The organism is Burkholderia sp. Bp8963, assembly GCF_003854275.1.
Classification (GTDB): Bacteria; Pseudomonadota; Gammaproteobacteria; order Burkholderiales; family Burkholderiaceae; genus Burkholderia.
This window is the reverse complement of the sequence record NZ_QTQP01000134.1, coordinates 1-1,525: the sequence shown is the minus strand read 5'-3', so window position 1 is coordinate 1,525 and position 1,525 is coordinate 1. Positions and strand designations below refer to the sequence as shown.

The 1,525-nt window shown below is 59.8% G+C and carries 1 protein-coding gene; it reads left to right on the top strand.

Annotated features, from left to right (window positions below):
- Nucleotides 1–94: 94 nt before the first annotated feature.
- Entirely contained in the window at nt 95–1,108 is a 1,014-nt protein-coding gene (locus tag DID96_RS37620; RefSeq protein ID WP_124604364.1) for an IS110 family transposase, read from the top strand.
- Nucleotides 1,109–1,525: the final 417 nt, after the last annotated feature.

The window sequence follows — 1,525 nt, the reverse complement described above, 5'->3', positions numbered from 1 at the left end:
CTGAAAATCATCTAGCGGGCCTCCCCCGCCGCCCTGACGGGCGACGGGGTTAAAGTGAGTTTGCCCAACCGCTTTAACCGAAGGGAGGCCCGAAATGAAATATTGCGGCATTGACCTGCATTCGAACAACAGTGTGGTGAGCGTGATTGACGAAACAGACCGCGTAGTCGCGGAGAAGCGGCTGCCCAATGACCTCGCGAAGATCCTGACGTTCCTTGCCCCGTGGCAAGCCGAGCTGGCCGGCGTCGTGGTCGAGTCGACCTTTAACTGGTACTGGCTTGTTGACGGCCTGCAGGCCGCCGGCTTCGTGGTGCACCTGGCCAACACTGCGGCGATCAAGAAATACGATGGCCTCAAGCACAGCGGAGATGAGACCGATGCCCGCTACCTTGCCCACCTGCTGCGATTGGGCATCCTTCCCACGGGCACCATCCTGCCGGCGCAGCACCGTGAAGTGCGCGACCTGGCCCGCAAACGCATGCAGCTGGTACGTAGCCGCACCAACCAGATTCTCGCCGTCGAGAACACCACAGCGCGTCAGTCCGGCACGCGAATCACGAGCAATCAGGTCAAACAACTGGACGAGGCGGCTGTCGACCAATTGCACCTGCCAGATGATGTAGCCCTCGCGGTCCGGGCGAACGTCGCGGTCATCATGACGCTTTCGGCGCAGATCGATATCGTGGAAAAGCGTCTTCAGGAAAAGGTCGCACCACACCCAGACTACGCCTTGCTGACCACGGTGCCAGGCATTGGCCAAACACTTGCCACCGTCATCGTGCTGGAAACCGGGACCATCGAACGTTTCGCCAGCGCGGGCAACTTCGCCTCCTACGCGCGGTGCGTGGACAGTCAGCGGATGAGCAACGGCAAGAAAAAGGGCGAAGGCAATACCAGGAACGGAAATCCGTACCTGTGCTGGGCATTCATCGAGGCAGCCAACTTCGCGATGCGCTTTAGCGCCGAAGCCAAGCAGTTCTACGAGCGCAAGAAAGCCAGGACGAATCCGGTGCTCGCGCGCAAGGCCTTGGCGCACAAGCTGGCCCGTGCCTGTTTCCATATGCTGAAGGAGCAAAAACCGTTCGATGTAGCACGCTGCTTCGCATAAGAGTTGCGACGGCGACCGGCAAGCCTTAAGCGTTGACTGGTGACCAACCATGCCCTCTGAATAGGATGCCGTGCCGCCGTCCCCGATGTGCAGTAAAGCGGATCGCCTGCAAGACGAGCCACCCGAGGATTGGTGCCGGAAGTTCGCCCGGCAACCACAGATTCTGTGCGAATCCCATGGACGTGCTTGCGGCACCAACGTTCTTCTGGGGTGATGAAGCCACCAGGGCGACAGGCAACCGTAGTACGCCGTTCGCTTGATCCTGATGGGTGTCTGGCGCGATCCGTCGCAGCCATACATTGAAGAAACGGGTGCGTTCGGCAGCTGCATTCGGTCATTGAAATCGGAAACGGCTGCTCAGGCAGTCGAAGGTGTTGTTTGCTCACTTGACACGGGGCCGCTAATGGGTGTCAACGC

Excerpts from the sequence above, each read along its gene's own strand:
- DID96_RS37620 (WP_124604364.1), top strand. The coding sequence starts at position 95 with ATGAAATATTGCGGCATTGACCTGCATTCGAACAACAGTGTGGTGAGC.